General features: G+C 59.1%; 19 protein-coding genes and 1 pseudogene. 11 read left to right on the top strand and 9 right to left on the bottom strand.

Annotated features, from left to right (window positions below):
* Nucleotides 1-29: 29 nt before the first annotated feature.
* Nucleotides 30-1520, bottom strand: a complete 1491-nt coding sequence (locus RYB66_RS21610; protein ID WP_316895395.1) for an aldehyde dehydrogenase family protein — start codon at nt 1518-1520, stop codon at nt 30-32.
* Between the two features lie 253 nt (nt 1521-1773).
* On the opposite strand from RYB66_RS21610, the gene RYB66_RS21605 reads away from it, so the two are divergent.
* From RYB66_RS21605 to RYB66_RS21595, 3 genes are all read left to right on the top strand, one after another.
* The gene (locus RYB66_RS21605; RefSeq protein ID WP_316895393.1) at nt 1774-3021 is read left to right on the top strand and encodes an aspartate aminotransferase family protein; all 1248 of its coding nucleotides are present in this window, start codon (nt 1774-1776) and stop codon (nt 3019-3021) included.
* Between the two features lie 23 nt (nt 3022-3044).
* The gene (locus RYB66_RS21600) at nt 3045-4436 is read left to right on the top strand and encodes a VOC family protein (protein ID WP_044294009.1); all 1392 of its coding nucleotides are present in this window, start codon (nt 3045-3047) and stop codon (nt 4434-4436) included.
* A gap of 520 nt (nt 4437-4956) precedes the next feature.
* Nucleotides 4957-6285: a DUF3100 domain-containing protein gene (locus RYB66_RS21595; protein ID WP_316895392.1), complete on the top strand. Its 1329-nt coding sequence runs from the start codon at nt 4957-4959 to the stop codon at nt 6283-6285.
* Nucleotides 6286-6297: 12 nt separating this feature from the next.
* Here the strand turns inward: RYB66_RS21595 and RYB66_RS21590 are convergent, their stop codons facing one another.
* Nucleotides 6298-7209 (bottom strand): LysR substrate-binding domain-containing protein, encoded by a 912-nt coding sequence (locus tag RYB66_RS21590; RefSeq protein ID WP_002554369.1) that lies wholly within the window; start codon nt 7207-7209, stop codon nt 6298-6300.
* 129 nt (nt 7210-7338) lie between these two features.
* On the opposite strand from RYB66_RS21590, the gene RYB66_RS21585 reads away from it, so the two are divergent.
* Nucleotides 7339-8715 (top strand): L-serine ammonia-lyase, encoded by a 1377-nt coding sequence (locus RYB66_RS21585; protein ID WP_004664394.1) that lies wholly within the window; start codon nt 7339-7341, stop codon nt 8713-8715.
* A gap of 13 nt (nt 8716-8728) precedes the next feature.
* On the opposite strand, the gene RYB66_RS21580 is transcribed toward RYB66_RS21585, so the two are convergent.
* Both RYB66_RS21580 and RYB66_RS21575 read right to left on the bottom strand, forming a co-directional pair.
* Nucleotides 8729-9370 (bottom strand): LysE family translocator, encoded by a 642-nt coding sequence (locus tag RYB66_RS21580; protein ID WP_005781925.1) that lies wholly within the window; start codon nt 9368-9370, stop codon nt 8729-8731.
* A 6-nt stretch (nt 9371-9376) separates the two neighbouring features.
* Nucleotides 9377-10159 carry a YqcI/YcgG family protein gene (locus RYB66_RS21575; RefSeq protein WP_005733792.1) on the bottom strand — a complete coding sequence of 261 codons (783 nt, stop codon included), beginning with the start codon at nt 10157-10159 and terminating at the stop codon, nt 9377-9379.
* A 151-nt stretch (nt 10160-10310) separates the two neighbouring features.
* On the opposite strand from RYB66_RS21575, the gene RYB66_RS21570 reads away from it, so the two are divergent.
* Complete coding sequence (locus RYB66_RS21570; protein ID WP_032638651.1) at nt 10311-11237, top strand: LysR family transcriptional regulator; 927 nt, start codon at nt 10311-10313, stop codon at nt 11235-11237.
* A gap of 122 nt (nt 11238-11359) precedes the next feature.
* Here RYB66_RS21570 and RYB66_RS21565 read toward each other — a convergent pair whose 3' ends face one another.
* Genes RYB66_RS21565 through RYB66_RS21555 form a run of 3 tightly spaced genes read right to left on the bottom strand, consistent with a single transcriptional unit; the run spans nt 11360 to nt 14933 of the window.
* The gene (locus RYB66_RS21565; RefSeq protein WP_046832751.1) at nt 11360-12517 is read right to left on the bottom strand and encodes a M20 aminoacylase family protein; all 1158 of its coding nucleotides are present in this window, start codon (nt 12515-12517) and stop codon (nt 11360-11362) included.
* A 4-nt stretch (nt 12518-12521) separates the two neighbouring features.
* Nucleotides 12522-14039: an aldehyde dehydrogenase family protein gene (locus tag RYB66_RS21560; RefSeq protein WP_005781920.1), complete on the bottom strand. Its 1518-nt coding sequence runs from the start codon at nt 14037-14039 to the stop codon at nt 12522-12524.
* A gap of 3 nt (nt 14040-14042) precedes the next feature.
* The gene (locus RYB66_RS21555; protein ID WP_005781918.1) at nt 14043-14933 is read right to left on the bottom strand and encodes an NAD(P)-dependent oxidoreductase; all 891 of its coding nucleotides are present in this window, start codon (nt 14931-14933) and stop codon (nt 14043-14045) included.
* Between the two features lie 172 nt (nt 14934-15105).
* On the opposite strand from RYB66_RS21555, the gene RYB66_RS21550 reads away from it, so the two are divergent.
* Nucleotides 15106-16011, top strand: coding sequence for a LysR family transcriptional regulator (locus RYB66_RS21550; RefSeq protein ID WP_002554377.1), 906 nt, complete (start codon nt 15106-15108; stop codon nt 16009-16011).
* A gap of 102 nt (nt 16012-16113) precedes the next feature.
* Nucleotides 16114-17349 (top strand): zinc-dependent alcohol dehydrogenase, encoded by a 1236-nt coding sequence (locus RYB66_RS21545; RefSeq protein WP_316895390.1) that lies wholly within the window; start codon nt 16114-16116, stop codon nt 17347-17349.
* Between the two features lie 242 nt (nt 17350-17591).
* Here RYB66_RS21545 and RYB66_RS21540 read toward each other — a convergent pair whose 3' ends face one another.
* Both RYB66_RS21540 and RYB66_RS21535 read right to left on the bottom strand, forming a co-directional pair.
* Entirely contained in the window at nt 17592-18323 is a 732-nt protein-coding gene (locus RYB66_RS21540) for an aspartate/glutamate racemase family protein (protein WP_002554379.1), read from the bottom strand.
* A 10-nt stretch (nt 18324-18333) separates the two neighbouring features.
* A complete protein-coding gene (locus RYB66_RS21535; protein WP_005754903.1) occupies nt 18334-19053 on the bottom strand; it encodes a GntR family transcriptional regulator in 720 nt (239 codons plus the stop codon).
* A 344-nt stretch (nt 19054-19397) separates the two neighbouring features.
* Between RYB66_RS21535 and RYB66_RS21530 the strand changes: the two genes are divergently transcribed.
* The 4 genes and pseudogenes from RYB66_RS21530 to RYB66_RS26715 form a co-directional block, all read left to right on the top strand.
* Nucleotides 19398-20849 carry an NCS1 family nucleobase:cation symporter-1 gene (locus RYB66_RS21530; RefSeq protein ID WP_004664387.1) on the top strand — a complete coding sequence of 484 codons (1452 nt, stop codon included), beginning with the start codon at nt 19398-19400 and terminating at the stop codon, nt 20847-20849.
* A gap of 334 nt (nt 20850-21183) precedes the next feature.
* Nucleotides 21184-23256, top strand: a complete 2073-nt coding sequence (locus RYB66_RS21525; RefSeq protein WP_005781913.1) for a PAS domain-containing sensor histidine kinase — start codon at nt 21184-21186, stop codon at nt 23254-23256.
* Between the two features lie 4 nt (nt 23257-23260).
* Nucleotides 23261-23590, top strand: a complete 330-nt coding sequence (locus RYB66_RS21520; protein WP_029241085.1) for a hypothetical protein — start codon at nt 23261-23263, stop codon at nt 23588-23590.
* 219 nt (nt 23591-23809) lie between these two features.
* A pseudogene (locus RYB66_RS26715) lies at nt 23810-24844 on the top strand (cache domain-containing protein); the annotation flags it as partial.
* Between the last annotated feature and the right edge of the window lie 3 nt (nt 24845-24847).

Raw genomic sequence — 24847 nt, 5'->3', positions numbered from 1 at the left:
CAATGTCGGCAATAAGCGCCCGGTTCACATCAGTCGAAAACGATGCCCTGAGCCAGCGGCAACTCGCGGGAGTAGTTGACGGTATTAGTCTGCCGGCGCATGTAGGCGCGCCACGAATCGGAGCCGGACTCGCGCCCTCCACCGGTTTCCTTCTCGCCACCAAATGCCCCGCCGATTTCCGCACCGCTGGTGCCGATATTGACGTTGGCAATACCGCAATCGCTGCCCGCGGCACTCTGGAAAGCCTCGGCTTCGCGCAGGTCAGTGGTGAAAATGCACGACGACAGCCCCTGAGGTACTTCGTTGTTGAGGCGCAAGGCTTCTTCGAAGTCGTCGTAAGCCAGCACGTAGAGAATCGGCGCGAAGGTTTCGTGACGCACGACTTCGCTCTGGCCAGGCATTTCGGCGATGGCCGGTGTGACGTAATAGCCGTTCGGGTATTTGTCCTGCAACTGACGCTCGCCACCGAACACCTGACCGCCCTCGTCGCGCGCCTTGGTCAGCGCATTCTGCATGGCCGAAAATGCTTGCTGGTCAATCAGCGGACCGATCAGATTACCTTCACGAGGATCACCGACACGCACCTTGGCGTAGGCCGCTTTAACCCGGGAAAGCACTTCGTCCTTGATTGAGCGATGCACAATCAGACGACGCAGCGTGGTGCAGCGCTGACCGGCAGTGCCCACGGCGCTGAACAGAATGCCGCGCACGGCCAGGTCCAAATCGGCGCTGGGGGCCAGAATCATCGCGTTGTTGCCGCCCAGCTCCAGGATGCTGCGCCCGAAACGGGCAGCAACACGCGGACCGACTTCGCGGCCCATACGGGTGCTGCCGGTGGCGCTGATCAGTGACACGCGCGGGTCATCGACCAGCGCTTCACCGGCGTCACGATCACCGATCACCAACTGCGCGAGCGCTGCGGGTGCATCGCCGAAAATCTTCAGCGCCTTGTCGAACAGCGCCTGGCAGGCCAAGGCGGTCAGCGGAGTCTTTTCCGAAGGCTTCCAGATCACCGGGTTGCCGCAGACCAGCGCCAGCGTGGTGTTCCAGGCCCAGACCGCAACCGGAAAGTTGAACGCGCTGATCACGCCGACCACACCCAGCGGGTGCCAGGTTTCGCGCATGTGATGACCGGGACGCTCGGAGGCGATGGTCAGGCCGTACAACTGACGCGACAGACCGACGGCAAAGTCGCAGATGTCGATCATTTCCTGCACTTCACCCAGACCTTCCTGAGTGATCTTGCCGGCCTCGACCGATACCAGTTCGCCCAGATCAGCCTTGTGCTCACGCAGCACTTCACCAAAGATCCGCACCAGCTCGCCACGGCGCGGTGCCGGTACTGTGCGCCACTTCAGAAACGCGCTGTGGGCGCTGTCGATGCGCGCCACGACCTGCGCCTTGCCTTCAAGCGTGACCGAGGCAATCTGGCTGCCATCAATCGGGGTGTAAACCGGATAGTCCCCTTGTGTGTGGGCACTGTTCGCCACGCCCAGACGTGCTAATAACTCGGCAACCATGTTGATTCTCCTGTCATGGAAACGGTGGAAATCACTGATGAACCCAGTATTGATCCACTCGGGGCTGACCCACAAACGACGTTTTTGAAAAACATGATTCCTTTTAGGAATGAACTGCCTGCCATTAACAGCAACGAAAGCCGCTACATCGGGAATTATTGGAATGACCCGGTGATTTTATTTCGTTTGCGAGCGTTGCCCGATGTTTGTTTGGATAAGGCCATCATGATCCCCCGAAGTCAGGTCCAGGCCGATGAGCGAACACATCAGCGAATCCATTTCGTTTGTCCACAGCATAACGTTGTCCCACGGCCGCAATGCCGAAGTATGGGACACCACCGACAAGCGTTACATCGACTTTGTCGGCGGTATCGGCGTGCTCAATCTGGGGCATTGCAACCCTCAGGTGGTCACGGCCATTCAGGATCAGGCGGCAAAGCTGACCCACTATTGCTTCAACGCTACGCCTCACGATCCGTATATCCGCTTCATGCGGCAACTGACGGAGTTCGTACCGGTGAGTTACCCGCTCAGCGGCATGCTCACCAACAGCGGTGCGGAAGCGGCGGAAAACGCCTTGAAGATCGTACGTGGCGCGACGGGCCGCACGGCTGTGATTGCCTTCGATGGCGGCTTTCATGGCCGAACACTGGCAACCCTGAACCTCAATGGCAAGGTGGCGCCCTATAAACAGAAAGTCGGCGTGCTGCCCGGTCCGGTGTTTCACATTCCGTTTCCCAGCAAGGACAACGGCGTGACCACCGAGCAGGCGCTAAAGGCACTGGAGCGACTGTTCAGCGTAGAGATCGATGTCAACGATGTGGCCTGCATCATCTTTGAACCGGTGCAGGGTGAAGGCGGCTTTCTGGCCATGGAGGCGGATTTTGCTCAGGCGCTACGAGCGTTCTGCGATGAACATGGCATCGTGTTGATCGCCGACGAAATTCAGTCCGGTTTCGGCCGTACCGGGCAGCGCTTTGCGTTCAGCCGCCTGGGCATCGAGCCGGACCTTATTCTGCTGGGCAAGAGCATCGCAGGCGGCATTCCGCTGGGCGCCGTGGTCGGTCGCAAGCATTTGCTCGACAACCTGCCCAAGGGCGGGCTCGGCGGCACCTATTCCGGCAACCCGATTGGCTGCGCTGCGGGCCTGGCCTCGCTGGCACAAATGACTGATGCCAATTTATCCACCTGGGGTGAACAGCAGGAAAACGCCATTGTTTCGCGCTACAACGCCTGGCAGTCAGGCAAGCTGTCGCCGTACCTGGGCAGGTTGACCGGCGTAGGCTGCATGCGCGGTATCGAACTGATCACAGCGGATGGCGAGCCAGGGACCCGGCAGCTTGCCGACCTGTTGGCCTCGGCGAGGGACGCTGGCCTGTTGTTGATGCCCAGCGGCAAGGCGCGGCACATCATTCGCCTGCTGATCCCGCTGACCATCGAGCCCGATGTTCTGCACGAAGGGCTGGATATTTTCGAGCGTTGCCTGGCAGCGCTGGCTTGAACACGTACGGAGAAACCATCCTGATGAGCACTGCACGCTTTGCCGACCCGGACCAGATCCGCGCGGGCTTTTCTCGCGCCATGTCGCAGATGTACCAGCACGAAGTGCCGCTGTACGGCACGCTGATGGGGCTGGTCAGCGAGGTCAATGCGCAGGTCATGAGCCGCGACAGCGAGGTGCTGAACAGCCTGCGCCAGACCGGCGAGATCCAGCGGCTGGACATGGAACGCCACGGCGCGATCCGCGTCGGTACGGCTGAGGAACTGGCCACCCTCGCCCGCCTGTTTGCGGTGATGGGCATGCAGCCGGTCGGTTATTACGACCTGACCGAAGCCGGTGTGCCGGTTCACTCCACAGCGTTTCGTGCCGTGCATGAACAGGCGTTGCAGGTCAGTCCGTTTCGGGTGTTCACCTCACTGCTGCGCCTGGAACTGATCGAGAGTGACAGCCTGCGCGAGTTTGCCAGTCAGGTGCTGGCCAAGCGCAGAATCTTCACGCCCGGTGCCCTGGCGTTGATCGACAAGCATGAGACAGACGGCGGGTTGAGCGAGCCCGACGCTGCCGAGTTCATTCAGCAGGCGCTGGAAACCTTTCGCTGGCATAACACGGCGACGGTCTCGCTTGACGAGTACCAGAAGCTCAACGTCCAGCATCGCCTGATCGCTGATGTGGTGGCGTTTCGTGGCCCGCACATCAATCACCTCACCCCGCGCACGCTGGATATAGATGCGGTGCAAAGCGGCATGCCCGGCAAAGGCATCACGCCCAAGGCCGTGGTTGAAGGGCCACCGCGTCGCCAGTGTCCGATTCTGTTGCGCCAGACCAGCTTCAAGGCGCTTGAAGAACCCATTACGTTCATTGGTCAGGGGGGGAGTCAGTCGGGCAGCCATTCGGCACGCTTCGGCGAGATCGAACAGCGCGGCGCAGCCCTGACGCCCAAAGGTCGCGCATTGTATGACCGGCTGTTGAACGAAGCTCGCGACGAACTGGGTGAGTTTCCCAACGAAGCCAACGCCGTGCGCTATGCAGAATTGCTGGAAAAGGCATTTCAGGCCTTTCCGGACAGTCATGATGAAATGCGTAGACAGGGGCTGGCTTACTTTCGCTATTTCCCGACTGAATCAGGTGCTGCCGAGCGCGCATCCGGCAGTCTGGAGCAGCTTGTGGAAGCAGGTCATGTGCGCTTCGAGCCGCTGGTGTATGAAGACTTTCTGCCAGTCAGTGCGGCGGGCATTTTTCAGTCCAACCTGGGTGACAACGCGCAGGCGCATTACGCGACGAATTCGAATCAGCAGGATTTTGAGCGGGCGTTGGGGCGCAATACGCTCAACGAACTGGAGTTGTATGCGGACACCCAGCGGCGCTCGCTGGAGGAATGCGCCAAGGCGCTTGAGCTGAGCAGTCCCGCTTACTAGTGGGAGCAACCAGAGCTGCATGCCTGCGCAGAGCGCCAGCACGATAGTTAAGATGATCGTTCCTCACGCTCTGCGTGGGAATGCAGTTCGCGACGCTCTGCGTCGCAAAAAGAGGGCGCAGAGCGTCCGGAACGGCATGCGACGCGGAGCGTCGCACGATAGTCATTTTCAAGGGCGGTGCAGCCCTTTCTGTGTTCTGTTTAACGCAACGATAAATAAAATTCGCAATATTGGTGTGCAACCTCGCGCTATGCATACTGCGATTGCGTGTGGACAGCAACGTGCCTTATTCAAAGGCTCATCCCTTCAAATAACGCACCCTGTAATCCCCTTGCAAAGGCTCGAAGCAGCCTGGGTCCGGATCACGTTCAGACCTCATAAAAATACTCGGCCGGATAACGGCCTCCATGACTTCATGGACTTTCCAACGCTGCCCTGGCGCCTCATCGCGCCGACCTGAAAAACAGAATAACGATTGATAAGGCCTGAAAAAGGCCATTCAGCAGGCAAGGGGATCATCATGCAAAACTCACACGCTGCAGTGTCGGGCGACAATCAGGCCGTTTCATCGACGGTGAAGCTGTATCTCTGGGCCGCCGTTATCCTGATCATTGCCGAGATGATCGGTGCCATCAGTATCCCGCTGGGCCCAGGCAAGGTGGTGCTGCTACCGATGGTATGGGCGCTGTTGCTGGGCGCGATGGTGGGTATCGCCAGTCGCCGCCTGCCAGGCAGCATCGGTATCGATCACGGCATCCAGCTGCGCTCGGCCTCGATCCTGCAACCCGCCCTGCTGATTTTCATTGCCAAACTCGGTCTCGTCGTCGGCGGCTCGCTGCCGGTAGTGTTCGCCTCGGGATGGGCGCTGGTGTTTCAGGAGTTTGGTCACTTTGTCGGCACCGTGGTGCTCGGCCTGCCGGTCGCGCTGCTGCTGGGCATCAAGCGTGAGGCAATCGGCGCGACGTTCTCGGTTGGCCGCGAGCCCAGTCTGGCAATCATCGGCGAGCGCTACGGTATGGACTCCCCGGAAGGCCGCGGCGTACTGGCCGAGTACCTGACCGGTACCCTGTTCGGTGCGCTGTTCATTGCCATCGTTGCAGGCTTTATCGCCAGCCTGGGGATCTTCCATCCCAATTCGCTGGCGATGGGCTCGGGCATCGGCTCGGGCAGCATGATGGCTGCTGCAGCCGGTGCAATTGCCGCGCAGCAAACGCCGGAAGTCGCCAAGGAGGTCATGACGCTGGCGGCGGCATCAAACCTGATCACCACCACCATCGGTACTTATTTCACCCTGTTTATCTCCCTGCCACTGGCAGTGTGGGGCTATCGGGTGCTGGAGCCGCTGATCGGCCGCACCACCAAGACGTCCATTAGTGATGAAGGCCTGCGCCACAGCGATGTGTCGCTGGAGGTTCCGGAACTGGGCTGGGCGGGCAAGATCAGTGCGTGGCTGGCCGCCGGTGCACTGGCGCTGATTGCCAATTATGTCGGCTACAAGACGCTGTCGGCCGATGCATTCACCGGCATGGGTATCATGATTTTCTGTGCCTTCGTCGGCGAAGCGCTGTGCAACCTGATCCGTCGCAAGATCCCGGCAGTGTGCATGGTGTCGCTGGTGGCGATGTTCCTGACTTCACCGGCCTGCCCCTGGGCGGCCGAGATTGCCCGGATGACCAGTTCGATCAACATGCTGGCGGTCATTACCCCGATGCTGACCTTTGCCGGCCTGTCGATTGCCAAGGACCTGCCAGCCTTCCGCCGTCTGGGCTGGCGAATCGTGCTGGTATCGTTCCTGGCCAACTTCGGTACCTTTATCGGCGCCGTGCTGATTGCCGAGATGTTTCATTGATTCCGGAGCGGGCTAGATCACCGCTTCGTTCACCAGCCAGTCATGCACGGCGCGGCGTGCCGGAGTAGAGAGCGCACCCTCACGATAGGCCAGGACGTATTTCTTCCTGGCCTTAATCGGATGCCCGAACGGCACGATCAGCAAGCCTTGCTCCAGTTCGTCGGTAATCAGCGCCTTGCGGGCAATGGCCACGCCCATGCCCATGCGCGCGGCGTCGATGGTCAGGTGGTTGCGGTTGAAGGTGTGACCACGGCGCACGTCGATACCATCAGCGCCGATGGCGGTCAGATAAAACTCCCACTCAGCGTATTCGTAGCTGCCTCGCCAGGCGGTGATGTCATGCAGCAACGGAAAGTGTACCAGTTGGCTGGGCGTGTCGAGTGGCGGCTTGCCCACCAGCAGGCTTGGCGAACAGACCGCAAACAGCTCTTCTTCCAGCAACGGCGTGGTCGACAGCCCCGGATAGCTGCCGTCGTTCAGGTCGATGGCCAGATCGAAATCGTCATCGCGCAACGACCCGCTGCTGTCTTCGGCAATGATCCGCAACTGGATGTCCGGAAACGCTTCCTGCAAGCGTGGCAGGCGCGGCATCAGCCATTTGCTGAGGAATGAGGGGATGCAGCGCAACTTGAACACCCCGCCGATGCGCCCGGAATACAGCAGACGCAGCTCTTCACTGATACGGCTCTGCACCTCGTTGGCGACCACCGCCAGACGCTGGCCTTCGGCGGTCAGCTCCAGCCCGCGCCCGACCCGGTGAAACAGCGCGAAGCCCAGGCGCTCTTCAAGCTGGCGCATCTGCTGGCTGATCGCGCCGGGAGTGACGTGCAGCTCTTCGGCGCACCGGGTGAAGGAAAGATGTCGGGCTGCGCAGGCGAACACCTGTAACCAGGCGTGCATCTGTGCGTTGAAGATTCTGCTCATTGAAGAGTTCCGCTAAAGCGTTGCATAGCAACAATCGTTTGTCGTTTCGACAGCCGAAGCCAAAGATGAGTAACAGAAAAAGGGAAATACCAAATTCCCGTGCATCATCTCACCTGAAGGACCTTCGTGATGGCTATCAGCGTCTTCGACATGTTCAAAATCGGCATCGGGCCGTCCAGTTCTCACACCGTCGGGCCAATGCGCGCCGGGGCACTGTTCGTGACCGAGCTGCGCAACCAGAACCGGTTGCACAGCGTAGAACGGATCGAGGTGCGATTGTACGGCTCTCTGTCGGCCACCGGCATCGGACACGGCAGCGATCGCGCAACAGTCATGGGCTTGATGGGCGAATGGCCGGACCAGATCGACCCTGGCCAGGTCAACCAGCGCATCGACGCGCTGCGTGCCGATAACCAGCTGATGCTGGCGGGTGAGCAGGCCATCACCTTCGTCTGGGAGCGGGACATGTGCCTGCTCAATGAAAACCTGCCCTATCACCCCAATGGCATGACCCTGTGCGCCTACGGCAAAACTGGTGAAGTTTACGAGCAAACCTACTATTCGGTGGGTGGCGGCTTTGTGATCGATGCCGAACAGGCAGCCAGCGGCGTGCTGGACAACGACACTACTGTTCTGCCCTACGATTTTTTCAGTGGCGCGCAGCTGCTGAAGCTGTGCAAGACCCACGGCATGAGCATTTCCGAACTGATGATGGCCAACGAGAAGGTCTGGCGCAGCGAGGAAGAAATTCGCGAGAAAATAATGGTGATCTGGGCCGCGATGCGCGCCTGCGTCGACAAGGGCCTGCTTGAAACCGGCATCCTGCCCGGCGGGTTGAACGTGCGCCGTCGCGCCTACCGCCTGCATCAGAGCCTCCAGAACCTCGATAACCCGAACGTGATCGGCTCGACCCTGAGCGCCATGGAGTGGGTCAACCTGTTCGCCCTGGCGGTCAACGAGGAAAACGCCGCGGGCGGGCGCATGGTGACTGCGCCCACCAACGGCGCGGCGGGTATCGTGCCTGCGGTGCTGCATTACTTCATGAAGTTCAAGCCTACGGCCAATGATGACGACGTGGTGCGTTTCTTCCTCAGCGCTGCTGCGGTCGGCATTCTGTGCAAGAAGAACGCGTCCATTTCCGGTGCCGAAGTGGGTTGTCAGGGCGAAGTAGGATCGGCCTGCGCAATGGCCGCCGCTGGCCTGGCGGAAATTCTCGGTGCCACGCCCGAACAGGTGGAAAACGCGGCGGAAATTGGTCTGGAACACAACCTGGGACTGACCTGCGACCCGGTTGGCGGGCTGGTGCAAATCCCTTGCATCGAGCGCAACGCGATTGCTGCCGTGAAAGCAATCAACGCTGCACAAATGGCGCTGCGCGGCGACGGCGAGCACTTCATCTCGCTGGACCACGCCATCCGCACCATGCGCGACACTGGTGCGGACATGCACGACAAATACAAGGAAACTTCACGCGGCGGGCTGGCAGTCAATCTGATCGAGTGCTGATCGGCGCAGGCGTTTACTGATTCAACAGTGCCGAGCCCGAATAGAAGATTCCGCCCAGCGCGATCAGCAGCAAGGTCACGCTGGAGGCGACTTCGATCTTGCGCTTGTACTTCAAGGCCAGCTTCTGACGCATCAGGAAGATGTAGGCAAACAGGATCGACAGGTCAATGATGATCCACAGCAACGACAACAAGGCAATGCTGCCCTTGAACGATTCGGTGACGTGAATGAACTGCGGGAAAAACGAGACGAAGAAGATGATGTCCTTCGGATTGGAAATCCCCACCAGAAAACCGGTCACCAGCCCGCTGTGCCTGCTACGCGCAGGCAACGGCGCTGGCGCTGCTTCAGGCGGCGTCGGGGCGTAACGCAACGCCTGTTCCAGCGCCTGCATCGACAGATAGGCGATGAAGAAACAGCCCACCAGGCTGATCCAGTTGAGCATGCTTACGCTCACCGACAGCGTGCCCGTCAGAATCAATGCCGCGACCAACACCAACACCAGTGATGCCCAGTTGGTGCCCAGCGCCGTCAGCATCGCACGTTTCGGCCCGCACGCCAGGCTGGTATTGACGATCAGTGCCACCACCGGACCAGGGGTGATGATCAGCATGAAGACGCTGAACATGTAGATCAGCAGCAACGATATATCCATGGGTACTCAACGCTCGTTCAAATGGTCAGTCTTGTCGACTTTGATATGCAGAGGACAACGGGACAGTGAAAGCCCGCCTTCTTCATACAGTTGGTATTGCTTCCATTCCAGGCTGCTACGGTCGCCGAAAAAACCCAGCGTGTCGGGTACCACGCCGTTGTTGTAATCGGCGATTCGCTGGCGAATCTTTTCCCTGACCTTGCGACCACTTTCCGTCTCGGCGCTTGCCACCTCGTCAAAGTTCTCTCGAGGGTTGACCACAAACACAATGTGCCCACCCAGCGAACGGCTTTTCATCGCGCTGTGACGGGGAAAGCTCATGTTGATGAACATCGGCAGTCCGGCGAAGTGATAGGTCCACTCGAACACTTCAGGGTCTGTGCAGGCTTTGGCCGGCCAGGGCGTTCGGTCACCATCATGTAAATGCTGCAAGGTGGCCCACGCATAGGCCTGCTCTTCGGCCAAGGTGTTGAAATCGGTTTTCTCGAAAATGACAATCAACGGGTTGAACAGGCGATCTTCAAGTGGCGTGTCATTAACGAACTTTACGTACGCTTCCATGCCGTCACGTAGCGCTTGTTGCTCATTCTCACAGGGGATGAACAGCAGCAGACAGCTTCCGGACTTGTTGGCACGGCGGCCAAACAGACAAGGAAAGCCCTTGTCACTCAGCACCTGCTCGAACTGCCTGTAAGCCTGAACCCTCCAGCCCATTTCCAGGGCGGTGTCACTTTCCAGCAAATGTCTTACAACAGATTGGCGTAACAGCTTTTCGGACTTGGGCAGCATATTCCCTCACGCACGCAGCAGATAAGAACACCGCCTTATTGTTTGATTTTTACGACAGTGGACGAGCCGGCGATTCTGACCGGAGACACGTGCGCGGAAAAATGGAAAAAGGTGTAACCTACTATGACAAATAATCATGGTTAGTTATCACATGACTGAACGTATACCGCCTCTTTACGCGCTGAGAGCCTTTGAAGTCGCGGCTCGATCATGTTCATTTACGCGTGCTGCGCAGGAACTCTCCCTTACCCAGAGTGCCATCAGTCGTCATATTCGTACCCTGGAAGAAACCCTTGGCTGTCGATTGTTCGAGCGCAATGGCCCGCGCCTTTCGCTCAGTGACGAGGGCCGGCGGCTGTCCAGTCAACTCAAGATCGGCTTCCGGATTATCGAGGACGCCTGCCAGCCATTCCGGGGTCAGGGCGCGAATCTGCGCCTCAAATCACCGTCCACCCTGACCATGCGCTGGCTGCTGCATGCGCTGGAGTCCTTTAAAAAGCCTGCACCCGCCCTGCCGGTGCAGCTCTCCAGCGTATGGATGGACTTTGATAGCGTGGACTTCTATTCGGAGCCTTTCGACTGCGCGATTCTGCTGGGCAATGGCAGCTTTGGTGCCGAGGTGGAAACCTGCAAGCTGTTCGATGAGTGGCTGATTCCGATCTGCTCGGCAGACACGTTAGGCGACCAGCCGTGGGGAACAGAGAGGCTGCAGGCCGCCGAACTTATCCATCCTTCCAGCGACCGCCGCGACTGGCGGCGCTGGCTGAGCCGGATGGACCTCTCTGGTCAGGTGACGTTGAGCAAAGGCAAGGTGTTCGACACCCTTGATCAGGGCATTACCGCTGCAGTCAGAGGGCACGGTGTGTCGATTGGCGATCTGTTTCTGGTCGCTGATGACCTGAACGAAGGTCAGGTCTTTCTGCCGTTCAACTCGGCGGTTGGCACCGGAGATGCCTATTACCTGGTCTGGCTGCAGGACAGCTTCAAGCGCCAGCGAGTACTGGAACTGCGCGACCACCTGCTGACCTGCCTGCCGGACATATCCGGTATTGCAGTGGAGTTGCTCGCGGCACCTTGAAGGAGTCCGTTCCCGGTGGGAGTGAGCTTGCTCACGAAGAAGCCGGACAACCCCATAAAAAGGGCGTCTGGACCATTGCCTTCGTGAGCAAGCTCACTCCTACGGCATAGTATGCAAGCCATTCAACTCAGCGGCAGACACTGCTCCACCAGCGATGTCCAGACCGCCACACCCGGTTCGATCACCTGGTCGTTGAAGTCGTAATACGGGTTATGCAACGCCGCCGACGGTTTCTCGCCATCGACGCCCATCCAGATGTACGCACCCGGGCAGGCATGCAGCATGAAGGCGAAGTCTTCGGAGGCCATCGACGGGTTGCAGCCCCACTGCACGTTGTTCTCCCCCACCGCAGCGGCCGCTGCGCGGCGGATCGTAGCAGCAGCATCGACGTGGTTTTCAGTCACCGGATACCCCACGTTGTAGACCAGTTCGCCACGCACCCCGAAGGCCGCCGGCAAACGCTCGACGAACTCGCCAATCAGTTGCTGAACCTTCTCGCGCACCGGCGTTTGCAGACAACGCACCGTGCCGCGCAAAACAGCGGTTTCCGGAATGACGTTGATGGCTTCACCGGCGTTGAACTGAGTGATGCTGACCACCGCAGAATCCAGTGGCGACAGACGGCGGGAAACGATGGTCTGCAGCCCGAGCACCAGTTCGGCAGCCGCCACAATCGGGTCATTGCCCTTGTCCGGCATGGCCGCATGGCTGCCCTTGCCAGTCAGGGTGATTTCGAAGGTGTCCAGCGATGCCATCATCGGCCCTGGATTGATGACCACCTTGCCAGCAGGCACGCCCGGCCAGTTGTGCAAACCGTAGATCGCTTCCATCGGAAAGCGCTCGAACAGACCGTCTTCGATCATCCGTTGCGCGCCGCCGAGGTTTTCCTCGGCAGGCTGAAAGACAAAATGCACCGTGCCGGCAAACCGGCGGGTTTCCGACAGGTGCCGGGCGGTGGCCAGCAGAATTGCCGTATGGCCATCGTGTCCGCAGGCGTGCATGCAGCCCTTATGGGCCGACTTGTGCACGCTGTCGCCCAGCTCCTGAATAGGCAGGGCGTCCATGTCGGCGCGAATGCCGATGGTTGGGCCGTCGCCATTGCGCAGGGTGCCGACCACGCCAGTACCGCCCAGACCGCGGTGCACCTGAATGCCGAAGCTACTCAGCAGATCAGCCACCTTGTCCGAGGTTTTCAGCTCCTGAAACCCCAGCTCCGGCGCAGCGTGGATCGTGCGGCGCCAGACAGTTGCTTCGTCGATCAGTGTCTTTGAAATGGGCATGTACTTACTCCAGACTCGCGCCGTAGCCAAAACTGGCGGCAGGCTTGGCGGCGGTTTCGACCCAGACGCTTTTCACTTCGCTGTACTCGCGCAGTGCATCCAGGCCGGAAGAACGGCCATAACCACTTTCACCATAGCCGCCAAACGGCGAGCTGACGTGGATAGTCTTGTAGCCATTGACCCAGAACGTCCCGGCACGCACCTGTCTGGCAACGCGATGGGCACGCCCGACATCACGGGTCCAGACGCCACCGGCCAGGCCAAAACGGCTGTCGTTGGCGATGCGGATCGCGTCTTCTTCATCCTTGAACGGAATCGCTACCACCACCGGGCCGAAGATTTCTTCCTGCGCACAATGCAGCTCGTTGGTGCCCGCCAACACCGTCGGGTTGACGTAATAACCCGGCTTGTTCGGGATCGGATCAGCCTGCTCGCCAACCAGTCTTGCGCCGTCTTTCAATGCGCGCTCGACCATGCTCTTCACATGGTTGTACTGCTTGGCATTGTTGATCGGGCCGATCTGGGTTTCCGGATCGCTCGGGTCACCGACCTTGAACTGCGTCGCCGCCACCGCCAGAGCGTTGGTGAACTTCTCGAAAATCGATTCCTGCACCAACAGCCGTGAGCCGGAGACACAACTTTGCCCGGCACCGGAGAAAATCGCCGCCTGAGCGCCACGCAAGGCCACTTCCAGATCCGCATCGTCGAATACGATGTTGGCTGACTTGCCACCCAGCTCCAGCACCGCGGGAATACAGCGCTGCGCCGCAGCCACGGCGATATGCCGACCGGTCGCTGGCGAGCCGACGAACACCACTTTGCGGATGTCAGCCTTGGCAATGAACGCCTGGCCGATGGAATGTCCGAAACCGGCAATCACGTTGACCAGCCCTTTCGGTACGCCCGCGCGCTCAATCAGCACACCGACCATCAAAGAGCTCAGCGGGGTCAGTTCCGACGGTTTGAGGATGACTGCGTTACCCGCCGCAATCGCCGGGGCGATCTGCCAGCCGCAGGTGAAGATCGGCGCGTTCCACGGGGTGATCTGCAACACCGTGCCCAGCGGTTCGTAGGTCACGTAGTTGAGGTGGGTGGTCGGCACCGGGATGATTTCGCCATGCAGCTTGTCTGCCCAGCCGGCGTAATACTCGAACATCTCGGCTACCTTGAGCACTTCAACGCGGGCATCGCGGATCGGCTTGTTGGCGGTCAGGGATTCGATCTGCGCGAGGTTTTCCAGTTCTTCACGAATCAGATTGCCTACCTGATACATGGCGCGACCCCGCGCCTGAGCGGTCAGCGCCCACCATTGCTGCTGCGCAGCCTTGGCCGCCTTGTCGGCGATGTCGACCAACGACTCGTCAGCGTCCGGAAAGCTCAGCAACAGGCTGTCGTCATGGGCATTGCGCACTTCAACCGGCGCGCCATGGCCTTCAATGAACTGGCCGCCGACGTAGCTGGCAATGACGCTGCGATCGCCCCAGTAAGGACGCATCAGTTCAAGAATTTTTGCAGTGCTCATCGCTTATTCTCCATGACCGTAAAGTTTGCCATCGGTGCGTTGCACGATGGCGCAGAAGTCTTCGTTGTCCGCCAGGGTTTCACTGCTGGCCTGCCACAATTGCGCGACGACGCGCGACAGCGGCAGGTCCATGTCGAGGCTGTCCGCCAGATCGCTGGCCAGGCCGACGTCTTTGCGCATCAGGCCCATGGTGAAACCTGAGTCATAGGCCTTGTTGAGTACCCAGGTCGGGAACATCACTTGCGTGGCACCGCTGCGTCCGGAACCGGCATTCAGGCCCTGCAGAAGCTTTTCCGGATCGACACCTGCACGCGCGGCCATCGCCACGGCTTCGGCAGTGCTGATCAGGTGGCAGGCGGCGAGCATGTTGTTGGCGATCTTGGCCACATTCCCTGCGCCGCACTGGCCGACGTGCACGCGTGTGCCGCTCATTCCTTCCAAAATCGGCATGGCGCGCGCAAGATCGGCATCTTCAGCGCCGACGACCATCGACATGGTGCCGGTAGCTGCGCCTTTCGGGCCGCCCGAGACAGGTGCATCGATAAAGGCAATGCCGGTTTTGGCCAGTTCGGCGGCGACCTTACGGCTCATTTCCGGTGTTGATGTGGTGGTATCGACCACGATCAAGCCCTTGCGACCGAACTCGCTGATACCGCCCGCACCGAGACACACCGACTCCACATGCTCGGCCTTGGGCAGCGACAGGATCAGAATATCCACGCCTTGAATCAGTTGTTTGCGGTCGGCAACCGGCTTGACGCCTTTGCTTTCAGCCTGGGCCAGCGCAGCCTGCGACAGGTCGAAGCCGCTGACATCAAAGCCCTTGCCCGCCAGCGTGGCAGCCATGCCGCCGCCCATGTTGCCCAATCCGATCACACCTGCTTTCAAAGTCATGTCTGCATCCCGGTCAAAGGTTTTGTACGAATTCGAGAACGACGCTGCGAGCCTTGTCGGCGAGCAATGTGCTGATGATCCGAGTATGGACAGCGCTCTCACCTCTCAGCAATAATCCTCAAATCGAATTTATGTTGCCTTTAGCGCAACACAGAGCCTCTACAGGAGCCTTATGAGCCTGGTGCAAGATCGACGCATCCTGTATTTCTTCGAAGCCGTGCGGCTGGGCAGCGTCAGGGCTGCCGCCGACTTCCTCAACGTCGCGCCCTCGGCGGTCAGCCGCCAGATCGCGCAACTGGAACAGGAGCTCGGCTCGCCATTGCTCGAGCGCCATCGCCGAGGGGTCAAACCCACTGAAGCAGGCGACAAGGTGCTGGCCTACTACCGCCAGCGACTGACGCAGCAGGAGGTCCTGCTGGATTCGATCCAGGCGCTGAAGGGCCTGCACAGCGGCTCGGTGACATTGGTATCCGGAGAAGGTTTTCTTGAAAGCCTCGCCCAGCCGCTGGCCCGGTTTTCCGAGCTGTACCCGCGCATCGAACTGCTCGTGAACGTTTGTGGCAGCAACGAGGTGATTCGCCAGGTGGTGGAGGACGAAGCGCATATCGGCCTGGTCTTCAACCCCGCTGCCGACCCGAAAATCCGCTCTCACGCCCATCAACGCAAGCCGGTGTGCGTGATCACCGCACCCGATCATCCGCTGACGCAAGAGCAGGCTCCGATAGAGCTGCGGGCACTGGAACACTACCGTGTCGCGCTGCCTGCTGTGTCTTACGGCATTCGCCAGATTCTTCTGCAGGCCGAACATCAACTGGGTATTACAGTGCAGCCGACACTGACCTGCAGCACCTTCGCCATGCTCAAGCATTTCGCCATGCAGGGTGGCGTCACGCTGTTGCCGACCTTTGTTGTGGAGGAGGAGATAAAGGCCGGAAAACTGCGCGCCCTGCCCTTGCAGCATGAGGTGTTCAGCAGCCCGCAGACGCATTTGATCAGCCGTCTGGGTCGGCAGCTCAGCGTCGGTGCCAACCGCCTGATGGGCATGCTGTTGCAGGACATGACGGCGTTTCGCAATTGACCTACCGTTAGTCCCGCTTCGACCAATCGCGCTGAACCAACAAAATCCTCATGGTTCATCTTCAGTACGGATCAGAACTTCTGCTGCCATCGAGGATTAAACATGAGAGCTTTGACTTACCACGGCGCGAACAGTGTGAAGGTCGACACAGTGCCGGACCCGGAAATACAAGAAGCTGACGACATCATTTTGAAAGTCACCGCAACCGCAATCTGCGGCTCTGATCTGCACTTGTATCGCGGCAAGATACCCACGGTGGAACACGGCGACATATTCGGCCATGAGTTCATGGGCATTGTCGAAGAGACTGGCCCGGCGGTCACCGCTGTGCAGAAAGGTGATCGTGTAGTGATCCCTTTTGTGATTGCTTGCGGCAGCTGCTTTTTCTGCAACATCGACCTGTTCGCAGCCTGTGAAACCACCAACACCGGGCGCGGCGCGATCATCAACAAAAAGTCCATTCCGCCAGGGGCAGCACTGTTCGGTTTCAGTCATCTGTATGGCGGCATTCCCGGCGGTCAGGCTGAGTACGTGCGCGTGCCAAAGGCCAATGTCGGCCCGTTCAAAGTGCCGGGCACACTGGCTGACGAGAAGGTTCTATTCCTTTCCGACATCTTGCCCACTGCCTGGCAGGCGGTAACCAATGCGGGCATCGGCCAGGGTTCCAGCGTTGCCATCTATGGCGCTGGTCCAGTGGGTCTGATGAGCGCCGCATGCGCGAGAATGCTCGGCGCCGAGAAGATATTCATGGTCGATCACCACCCGTATCGCCTGGCTTATGCGCAGAAAACCTATGGTGTGACCCCGATCAATTTCGATGACGACGATGACCCGGCCGATACCATCATCCGTCAAACAGCTGGCATGCGCGGCGTGGACGGTGTGGTCGATGCAGTCGGTTTCGAAGCCAAGGGCAGCACCACCGAAACCATTCTGGCCACGCTGAAACTGGAAGGCAGCAGTGGCAAGGCATTGCGTCAGTGCATCGCAGCGGTAAGGCGTGGCGGCGTAGTGAGCGTACCGGGCGTTTACGCAGGGTTTATCCACGGTTTCATGTTCGGCGATGCGTTCGACAAGGGCCTGACGTTCAAGATGGGCCAGACCCATGTCCATCGCTTCATGCCTGAACTGCTCGAGCACATCGAAGCGGGACGACTCGAACCGGAAGCCATCATCACCCACCGCATGTCGCTGGAAGATGCTGCGAAAGGTTACAAGCTGTTCGACAAGAAGGAAGAGGATTGCCGCAAGGTAATTCTGACTCCGGGCAACAACACCATTGTGGTGCCAGACGCCACGACAGAAGCGCTGGTTGCGGGTGGCGTGCCAGCCATGTGAGGCGCACCCTTGGTGCTCAAGATCGGACGCAGAGCGTCCAGAAGTGCTAGTAAGCGGAGCGTGGGAGTGATCGCCACACGCTCCGTCGCTAGAGAACGCGGAGCGTCCAGAAGATAGTGGTCGTTGAGACTATCGTTCCCTACGTTCCAGCGTGGGGATGCCGTTCTGGACGCTCTGCGTCCGATCTTTGTGCCGCGGAGCATCACCCAAAGCGTGTGTCAGTGCATTTGCGGACGCACATTTTATCGGCTCAGGTAGGCAAATCGCCCTTTGAACGGTTTGCCGATGGGGTCGGCCAGGTCGCCGTGTTTGCTGGTACTCAGCCCAAGGTCCACCAGCGACTCTGCCAGTTTCACCGCCGCCGCCACGCCGTCGATCACCGGCAGACCAATCGCTTCACTCAATTGCCTGCCCAAATCCGCCATCCCGCCGCAGCCCAGCACAATGGCACCTGCCCCCTCTTCATCACGTGCCCGGCGAGCCTGTTCGGCCATGCACTCGATCAGTTCGGGCCCGCTCTCTTCCAGCGCCAGCACCGGTAGATCGATACAACGTACCGAGGTGCACAGTTCGCTGAAGCCATAGCGCTGCAACAGGTGCTCGGCGATGATCCGAGTTCGGGTCAGCGTGGTGACCACTGCGAAGCGGGTGGAAATCAGACTGGCCATGTGGAAAGCCGCTTCGGCAATGCCGATCACGGGTGCGCTGGCGTACTCGCGGGCTGCCAGCAGGCCAGGATCGCCGAAACAGGCGATGATGTGCGCGTCGACCTGTTGCTCACGGCCTTTGCGTATCTCTTCCAGCACGCCAAGGGTCGCTATCGCTTCGTCAAAATGGCCTTCGATAGACACCGGGCCATCATCGGGACTGCACGCAAGAATCTGCGTACCGGGGCGTGCAATGGCTTGCGCCGCGAGGCCAATCTTGTGGGTCATGGCTTCGCTGGTGTTGGGGTTGATCACTTGAATACGCACCGGAACTCCTTCAGCGCCGTTTGAAAATGCTATGAAAATCTACTGTCTCGCTCACCGGTGCATCTACATTCAGGCTGGCGCGGATACGGCGCAGATGCTCGGCCATCCACTCGCGGGCCTGTTCGCCCTGCCCGGCTTCGAGCAAGGTCAGCAAGTCAACGTGCTGACCACAATCACAGCCGACGCTGCGCCGCGAACCGTACACCGCCACGATCAGCGAAGAACGCGTAGTGAGCTGCGCGACTTGCTCGGTCAATACCTGATTGCCCGCCAACGCGCTCAATTGCACATGAAATCTGGCCGACAACTGAATAGCTTCGCTGTGACGCCCGGCGTGTTGCGCCTCATGTTCCTGTTCACAGAGCGCACGCAGTGATTCCAGACGCTGACCGCCTGCCCGTGCGGCGATATCGGCCATCAGCGCGGGTTCGATCAACTGCCTGGCACCCAGCACATCCTGCGCTTCCTGCGCCGACGGTTGCGCGACCTCTGCGCCGCGCTTGGGACGCAAGGTCACCAGCCGTTCCAGGGCCAGGCGCTGCAAGACCTTGCGAATGCCGGTCCGGCTGATCTCGAACACTTCAGCCAATGCGTCCTCGGGCAAACGCGTGCCTGGCGCAAGCCGGTGCTCGACGATTGCTTCCAGTACGTGCTGATAAATTTGCTCGTCGCGGCCTTTTTCATCGGCAGCGGGCGTCAGGAACAAGGGAGCGCTGGCAGGTCGAGTCATGGTTTCAGATCACTTTTTCGGTACAGATCGTATACAGGAATAGTGCCCGATGTACCACTTGATAAATAGCGCTATCTAAGCCGCCAAGCAACGCCTATGGGCTGGGCAGCCTACAAAATCGCACCGAAAATGGGCCATTGCGCTCCGTTAGTGTGCGCTTTAAACGCTATGACGGACGTGCCCACTGTGCTGACTTTTCTGGACTGAAACGCCAGCTGGCATAGCGCGCATTGACTTTTTGTCTATGAAAAAACGTATGGCACATCTTTTGCGTACACGATCGTATACAAAAATATCATCGATCGTACCCCGATCCCGCCACGATCCATCGAGGGAGTAACGCTATGACAGACCAACGCCCGGCCGGATACAGCCCGCGCCTGCACAACCATGATCTGGGGCCGGTGCCGCAGAAGTGGACCTGGTACAACATTCTGGCGTTCTGGATGAGCGACGTGCACAGCGTCGGCGGTTACGTTTTCGCCGCCAGCCTCTTCGCGCTCGGTCTGGCCAGCTGGCAAGTGTTGATTGCGCTGCTGGTGGGCATCTGCATCATTCAGGTGATTGCCAATCTGGTCGCCAAACCCAGCCAGCAAGCCGCCGTGCCCTACCCGGTCATCTGTCGCCTGGCCTTCGGGGTATTCGGTGCCAACATTCCTGCAATCATCCGCGGGCTTATTGCAGTGGCGTGGTACGGCATTCAAACCTATCTGGCGTCCAGCGCACTGGTGATCGTGGTTCTACGCTTTTTCCCGGAACTGGCTGCGTATCAGAACCTGACCTTTCTCGGGCTGTCGTGGCTTGGCTGGTTCGGTTTTCTGGCGTTGTGGGTGGTCCAGGCTGCTGTGTTCTGGACCGGCATGGAATCGATCAGACGCTTCATCGACTGGGCCGGTCCTGCCGTTTACGCGGTGATGTTCGCGCTGGCAGGCTGGATTGTCTGGCGCGCCGGTTGGGATAACATCAGTTTCACCCTGGCTGAAAAAGAGTTATCCGGCTGGGCGGCGTTCGGGCAAGTGGTCATGGCCATCGCGCTGGTGGTCTCATACTTCTCCGGCCCGACCCTGAACTTCGGTGATTTCAGCCGCTATTGCCGCAGCATGGCTGACGTGCGTCGCGGCAATTTCTGGGGCTTGCCGGTGAACTTTCTGGCGTTCTCGCTGGTGACGGTGGTGATTGTCTCGGGCACGCTGCCGATTTTCGGTGAAATGATCCACGACCCTATTGCCACCGTAGCGCGTATCGATAACACCACCGCCGTGCTGCTCGGCGCATTTACTTTCGTGACCGCCACTGTCGGCATCAACATCGTCGCCAACTTCGTTTCCCCGGCCTTCGACTTTGCCAACGTGGCCCCCAGCCGCATCAGCTGGCGTGCAGGCGGTATGATTGCTGCCGTAGCTTCGATCTTCATCACGCCCTGGAACCTGTTCAACAACCCTGAAGTGATCCATTACACCCTGGACGTGCTCGCGGCCTGCATCGGCCCACTGTTCGGCATCCTGCTGGTGGATTACTACCTGATCAAGAAGCAGCAGATTGATGTCGACGCCCTGTTCAATGACACGCCAAGCGGTCGCTACTGGTACACCAATGGCGTGAACTGGATCGCGGTCAAAGCGCTAGTGCTGACAGCGCTGGTGGGTCTGTGCTTTACCTTTGTCGAGTGGTTCAAGCCCATTGCCAACTTTGCGTGGTTCACCGGGTGCATCCTGGGTGGCGCGCTCTTTTATGTGATGACCCGATGGTCGCCCGTGCAGACTGCCAACCTGCCTGCGCCTGTCGGCCAGAACTAAGAGCTACTGTAGAGGCGCTGGCACCTGACCGGGACCAGCGCCTGCACGTTACACAAACACCGGTCGCCTCGCGAAATCAGCGCTTTCAGCTGGCTCGGCAAGCCCGATATGACCTGAAAGCACTGCCCAGACTGCCTCCGTAGAAAATACTGCACTTATCAGGTGATATTAATTTAATATCACTCTCAGGCCAAACCCATGGAATGATGAAGTGTCACTGATCGCCTGTAAGGCCTGGGGCACAAAATAGAATAAAATTTGTACAACTTTCAGGCCGCTGCGCTGCCCTATGACTGAGTCTTTGTGAACCAGGCGTTCAAGTGGGTCGATAGTGATGAGCAATGATGTTTCCGGCGGCATGCCATTCGCCCCCCAGCCACTCCTGCCTTCAGAGCAGGAAGCGGCCGAGCAGCTACAACTCGCCCTTGATTCAGGGGCAGTTGTCGGCACTTGGGTGTGGGACATCATTGCCGATCAGTTGACCGGCGATGAGCGTTTTGCCCGGACCTTCGGCTTGTGCCCGAAGCTGTGCGCCAAAGGCTTGCCACTGGAGCTGGTGATAGCCTCCATTCATCCCGACGATTCGGCCAGAGTCGACAAGTCAATCGAGGACGCGCTTCAGAACAGCGAAACCTACCGATGCGAATACCGGGTTCTGCATGAAGACGGCCTTTATCGCTGGGTTGAAGCCAGCGGAAAAATCGAGCGTGATAGTCGCGGCAAGCCTGTTCGCAGTCCGGGCGTATTGCTCGATATAGACAGCCGTCGCATGGCTGAAGACGAGCGCGACCGGCTCAACGAGTTGCTGAGGATATTCACGGCTGCCGTTCCGGGCGTTGTCTACGCCAAGGATCTCGAAGGTCGCATGCTGGTCGCCAATCGTGGCACCGCTGAACTGATCGGCAAGCCGCCCGAATTTTTCATCGGCAAGACGGACCTGGAGTTTCTGGATGATCAGCAACAGGCACGGGTGCTCATGGAAACCGACCGCCGGATCATGCAGAACAATGTCAGCGAACAGATCGAAGAACAGGTCAACCTGCCTGACGGCTCTGCAGCGACGTGGCTCTCGACCAAAGCGCCCTTGCTCGATGAAAACGGCGAGGTGATCGGTCTGATCGGCTCGTCTGTTGATGTCACCGCCAGAAAAAAAGCCGAAGAAGCGGTCAGAGAACTCAATCAGACACTCGAACAGCGCATCGAACAAGCCGTTTTCGAACGTGAGCAGATCGAAGACGCCCTGCGCCATTCCCAGAAGATGGACGCCGTCGGACAACTGACAGGCGGCATCGCACATGACTTCAACAACCTGCTCGCCGGCATTTCCGGCAGCCTTGAACTGATCACCAAACGACTGGCTCAAGGCCGTGTCGGTGATGTAGACCGGTACGTGTCGGTCGCTCAGGGCGCAGTACGACGCGCGGCTTCGCTGACTCACCGGCTGCTGGCGTTTTCGCGGCGTCAGAACCTGTCCCCGAGAGTCACCAACGTCAACGTGTTGATTCAGGACATGGAAGAACTTATTGCACGCACGGTCGGCCCGGAGATAGATATAAAAGTCGTCGCCCACGATGACTTGTGGCCTGCACTGATCGATCATGCCCAGTTGGAAAGTTCGTTACTGAACCTGTGCCTGAACGCCCGTGACGCAATGCCCAGTGGCGGGCGCATCGTCATCGAAACAGCCAATGCGTCCATTGAAGAATGTACCGACCCTGATCACGGCATTCCTGCCGGCGAGCACCTGAGCATCCGCGTCACAGATACTGGCATGGGGATGAGCCCGGACATCGTCGCCAAGGCGTTTGAACCGTTCTTCACCACCAAACCGATTGGCGCCGGGACCGGCCTGGGCCTGTCGATGGTCTACGGTTTTGTGCGCCAGTCCGGCGGTCAGATCCGCGTCGAGTCGGTTGAAGGTCAGGGCACCAGCGTGGTCATGCACCTGCCACGCCATATTGCTGAAAATGCTCCACGCGCTGCCGAGCCCGAAATAACCGAAGAGCCAGCGCAGCACACCGGCGAAACCGTTCTGATCGTTGATGACGAGCCGTCGGTCAGAATGCTTGTCGCCGAGGTGATCACCGGCCTGGGCTACAACTGCCTGGAAGCAGGCGACGCTCAGTCAGGTTTGCAGATCCTGCAGTCAGATACCCGCATCGACCTGCTCATCAGTGACATCGGTTTGCCGGGCGGCATGAACGGCCGGGAAATGGCTGACGCTGCGGGCGACTGCCGACCGGGGCTGCCGACCCTGTTCATCACTGGCTACGCCAAGACTTCAGTGCTGGACGACTGCCACCTGCGGCCCTGCACACAAGTTTTGACCAAGCCGTTCGGGCTGGATGCGCTCGCCGGGCGAGTGACAGGCCTGATCGGCGCGGATGCAGCCACTCGCTGCTATTGATAGCGTGCACCCTACGACACCCGATGGCCGGTATTTTGTGGTCAAGGGACAACTCTGGCGATGTTCCAATCCGTCCCTGAACGAAGAGGTTCGTCAGCGATTAGTGAATGAGTTGATGGCTGCCCGGCGCGAGGTCAAGGCAGCCAAGGCAAGCGCGGATTCAGATGCACTGAAAGCCGCCCGGGCCGGGGTTCACCAGGCCAAGGTTGCACTTGGGGAGCGCGGCGACGTCTGGTGGACTGACGGGGCGAGGGATTTCAATCGGTGCAAGGTGGAAAACACGCCATATGCGCAGTGGTATGTAGGGTCAGAAGCACAACGATCGACTAAGTAAACGCCTTCGATACAGCGGCAAACCTCATTCATTACTATTCACCGCCCCGCTTGATCATCGGATTAGGCTTCGCCTTGCCCCTGAGGCGCTGTGATAGACGCTCCGCGAAGCATTTATATGATAACCAGCATTCATTAATCGGCGCGCCCGCCGATAAACCGCTATTGCTTTCGCTGTACTTCACCTCTCGGCACTCCCCCTCTAAAGGCCCTTATCGGCATGACAAAATCGCTAAAATTCAGCCATAAAATCCTGTTGGCGGCGTCTCTCGTGGTGATCGCCGCATTCACCCTGTTCACGTTTTACAACGACTATCTGCAACGCAACGCCCTGCGTCTGCAATTGAAGGAGAACCTGAATCAGACGGGTGACAGCACCGCAGGCAACATCCGCAACTGGCTTTCAGGGCGAATTCTTCTGGTAGAGAACCTGGCGGAAAATGCGTCTTCGCCGCAATCAACCGACGCGCAGAATCTTGCCCTCGGCCAACCCACGCTTATCGCCACCTTCATGAGTATTTACCAGGGTAAGAGCGATGGTTCTTTCGTCACTCAGCCGCCTGATGACATGCCGGCCGACTATGACCCCAGGACCCGGCCGTGGTATGTCGATGCCGTGCGCGCAGGCAAGACGATCCTCACCGAACCGTATCTGGATGCTGTGACCAAAGGGTTGATCGTGACCCTTGCCACACCGGTCAAAAGTGCATCGGGTGTATCCGGGGTCATTGGCGGTGATCTGAGCCTGGAAATACTGGTGAAAATGATCAGCTCGCTGCGCCTTCATGGCCACGGCTACGCGTTTCTGGTCGATGCGAATGGCCGCATTCTGGTCCACCCGGACACTTCGCTGGTAATGAAAACGCTGGCAGAAGTCTACCCGGCGAATACGCCGAAATTGTCCCAGGACCTGAGCGAAAGCGAGCATGCCGGAAAAGCTCAGATTCTTACGTTTGCCCATGTAGACGGGCTGCCTTCCGTCAACTGGTATGTGGGCGTGGCGATGGACAAAGAGATCGCCTATGCATCACTGGGCGAGTTCAGAAACTCGGCCATCGTGGCGACTGTCATTGCGGTGGTGCTGATCATCCTTCTGCTGGGAATGCTTCTGAGCGTACTGATGCGGCCGCTCAACCTGATGGGCCGCGCCATGCACGATATCGCTGCCGGCGAAGGTGATCTGACCAAACGCTTGACGATTCAGAGCGAAGACGAGTTCGGGTATCTGGGCAACGGCTTCAACCTCTTTGTAGAACGA

Origin of the sequence: Pseudomonas syringae group sp. 243L2 (assembly GCF_032587875.1) — a bacterium.
In the GTDB taxonomy this organism is placed as follows: Bacteria; Pseudomonadota; Gammaproteobacteria; order Pseudomonadales; family Pseudomonadaceae; genus Aquipseudomonas; species Aquipseudomonas amygdali.
Note: the sequence above shows the minus strand (reverse complement) of the source record. Positions and strands in the feature narration are given on the sequence as shown.